Origin of the sequence: Salinibacterium sp. (genome assembly GCF_031364185.1) — a bacterium.
In the GTDB taxonomy this organism is placed as follows: domain Bacteria; phylum Actinomycetota; class Actinomycetes; order Actinomycetales; family Microbacteriaceae; genus Rhodoglobus.
This window is the reverse complement of record NZ_JANLVV010000249.1, coordinates 1-2,405: the sequence shown is the minus strand read 5'-3', so window position 1 is coordinate 2,405 and position 2,405 is coordinate 1. Positions and strand designations below refer to the sequence as shown.

The 2,405-nt window shown below is 59.3% G+C and carries 4 protein-coding genes; 1 reads left to right on the top strand and 3 read right to left on the bottom strand.

Going from position 1 to position 2,405, the window contains the following annotated elements:
- Positions 1-238, top strand: a 238-nt coding sequence (locus RMN95_RS10975) for an amidase family protein (RefSeq protein WP_309616955.1), incomplete at its 5' end; no start/stop codon positions are given.
- Between the two features lie 26 nt (positions 239-264).
- On the opposite strand, the gene RMN95_RS10970 is transcribed toward RMN95_RS10975, so the two are convergent.
- The 3 genes from RMN95_RS10970 to RMN95_RS10960 form a co-directional block, all read right to left on the bottom strand.
- Positions 265-1,476 carry an Acg family FMN-binding oxidoreductase gene (locus RMN95_RS10970; protein WP_309616954.1) on the bottom strand — a complete coding sequence of 404 codons (1,212 nt, stop codon included), beginning with the start codon at positions 1,474-1,476 and terminating at the stop codon, positions 265-267.
- Entirely contained in the window at positions 1,473-2,186 is a 714-nt protein-coding gene (locus tag RMN95_RS10965) for a TetR/AcrR family transcriptional regulator (RefSeq protein ID WP_309616953.1), read from the bottom strand. Before RMN95_RS10965 ends, RMN95_RS10970 begins: the two co-directional genes overlap by 4 nt.
- Positions 2,187-2,257: 71 nt before the next feature.
- A complete protein-coding gene (locus tag RMN95_RS10960) occupies positions 2,258-2,386 on the bottom strand; it encodes a CGNR zinc finger domain-containing protein (RefSeq protein WP_397545282.1) in 129 nt (42 codons plus the stop codon).
- Positions 2,387-2,405: the final 19 nt, after the last annotated feature.

Here is a 2,405-nt window from a genome sequence, read left to right as displayed (position 1 = left end):
CAACGACCCGATGGCGATGTATCTCAACGATGTGACGACCATCCCGGCGAACCTTGCCGGCGTTCCCGGCATGGGCCTGCCGATCGGGCTCGCTCCCGAAGACGGTCTGCCTGTCGGCTTCCAGATCATGGCGCCGGCGCGAGAGGATGCCCGACTATACAAGCTCGGAGCAACCCTCGAGCGCCTGCTCGAAGACGGCTGGGGTCGCACCCTGCTGAGCCAGGCGCCTGTGCTGTAGTGGGGGCGCTGTAGGAAAATGGGCGGTCAAACCCCCTGATCGGCCACGAAGTCATCCAGTGCGCGACGCGGACTCAGCCCTGGTTTGCGGTCGGGGTAACCAATTCTGAACGACACAAGTCCGTTACGTGCAGGTGTACCGATAACATCAGCCCACCGGTCGGAGAAGATGTCAGGCGAACCGGTGGAGAGATCATGATCGATGCGTTCGGTGATCTGATTCATATGGTGGAAGGCCAGGCCGCGTTCGGTGGCAGCAAGATGCAGTCTGGCCAGCAATCGACCTCCGGCGAGTTGGGCGGCATGGTCGGCGGAATCAGGGACTATAACGACACCGTAGGCTGCGGCAGTTGCGGTGTGAACGTCCCTCGTTGACGAGAGCCAAACCCCGTCTCCGTCCTTCCGAGACAGCGGCGGGAAAATTTTCGCTGCGAACAGGGTGGCCGGATCAATTCCCTGGCAGTCGAGAGTCACACCGTCCCGTTCTCGTTCCACGTCGCCGCGCTCCAAACGAAACCATCCGAACGACTCCACGGACTGGTTTTCATCTGACACGATACTTTCGGTTGCCTCGACGAGCAGAGCCCCGAAGGAAGAGATTTGCTTTTCGTCTCTCACCCAGGACACCTTTGCTTCTGAGCTTCCCGCTCGGTAATCCAAGGCCTGGATGTCCTCTTCAGTGATCTTTCGGGAGGTAAACGGTCCGCGGTTGGTGTGGCGGCTCGAGATGAACTGCGCGAATGTCGCCTCATCGACTGCGGGAGCTTCTTCCGGGCCCAGATCGACGAATGCGACGATATCCGAGGCAACACCGTCGGGAAAGACCGAGATCTCCGCCTGCATGCCCGCCCCACGAGCTGCAATGACCATGTTCTCGAGGGCAGAACCGAGGCCGGCGAAATGTTCTCGGAGGAATGGGTCGAAATAGGGCATTCGCCGACTAGGGTCCGAACTCAGTACGATCCGGCGCCCCTCGATATCGAAGAACCAGGGCTGAGTGTTATGTGGGTTGCAGGCGAGAGCCCCGGCCCCGACCACGCGATCGACGCCGGTCATACTCGGCCACTGACGCCACAATTCATAGGCATCTCCATCGCCGACATTGAATACGCCGTTGGTCGCGCCCCGGATAGTGACTCCGGCTGCACCGACAACAATTGCGGAACCGAGACCCAGGCCTGTCCATCCGAGTAGTGACCTGCGACTTATTTTCGATGGGTTTGTCGAAGTGGCTTTCACAGAGTTTCCTTCACATATACGTTGTGCAGGGCCAAGTGCCCTGCAGGGGTGAGTAGGGCGATCAGGGGAGCCGAAATGATCCGCGCTGCTTCGAAGTGCACATGGTCCTCGGTGACGCCCGTATTTTTCTCAGACTCAGAACTCTCGATGCTTCGGCCGTCCAACGGCATACCGGTCAGTGGGGATTCTCCTACTATCGCGGCCAGGAAGGACGGGGTGAATTCCATGGCGATCCACGTGAGTTGCACCAGGGACCGCACCTGTTTGTCATCGATCTGGAGAAAAAGACCGGCGCGAATGAGCTGAGCGACAACCTCGGAAAACATCGTTACCCGAGCGTCGTAGTTGTCGCGATAAATCTGCGCAAGAGTGGCGTCGGTGTGTAGGAGGGGCACCAATTCCCGAGCGAATACGGCGAATCGCCGAGTACGGTCGACCTGTTCGGGGACGGAGTCGAACAGAGCGTTCACCATGCTGTCCGCTGCCGCGTTCGAGGGAAGAGTGAACGAAGATTCATCGCGCCACTTCTCAAATAACGCGCGAAGAATCTGTTGCTTATTGTCGAACCAGTAGTAGAGGTTACCCGGGCTTACCCCGGCGGCCTGCGCAATGTGATTCGTCGATACCGAAGCTGTGCCGTGGATGTTGAAAAGTGCGAGGGCTGCCACCAGGATGTCGTCGCGGCGTGATGTGTGAGGAGGTCGAGACATGACATTAGAGTAATTACTCTAATGCCATGTCGCAAGTCTCCTCTGACATTCATTTCACAAGCGGCGGGGACTCAAGCTCGCTCGCGATACGCCAACTGGTTCATCCGGTTGCCGCAGCGAACGCTGCAGAACTGCTTGGATCCGTTGCGGGAGAGGTCGAGCAGCAGCCCCGCGCAGTCGGGTGCTCCGCAGACCCGCATGCGCCCGGACTCGCCCGAG

Bases quoted from the DNA above. Each gene is read 5' to 3' on its own strand.
- RMN95_RS10965 (WP_309616953.1), bottom strand. From the start codon at position 2,186: ATGTCTCGACCTCCTCACACATCACGCCGCGACGACATCCTGGTGGCA.
- RMN95_RS10960 (WP_397545282.1), bottom strand. From the start codon at position 2,386: ATGCGGGTCTGCGGAGCACCCGACTGCGCGGGGCTGCTGCTCGACCTC.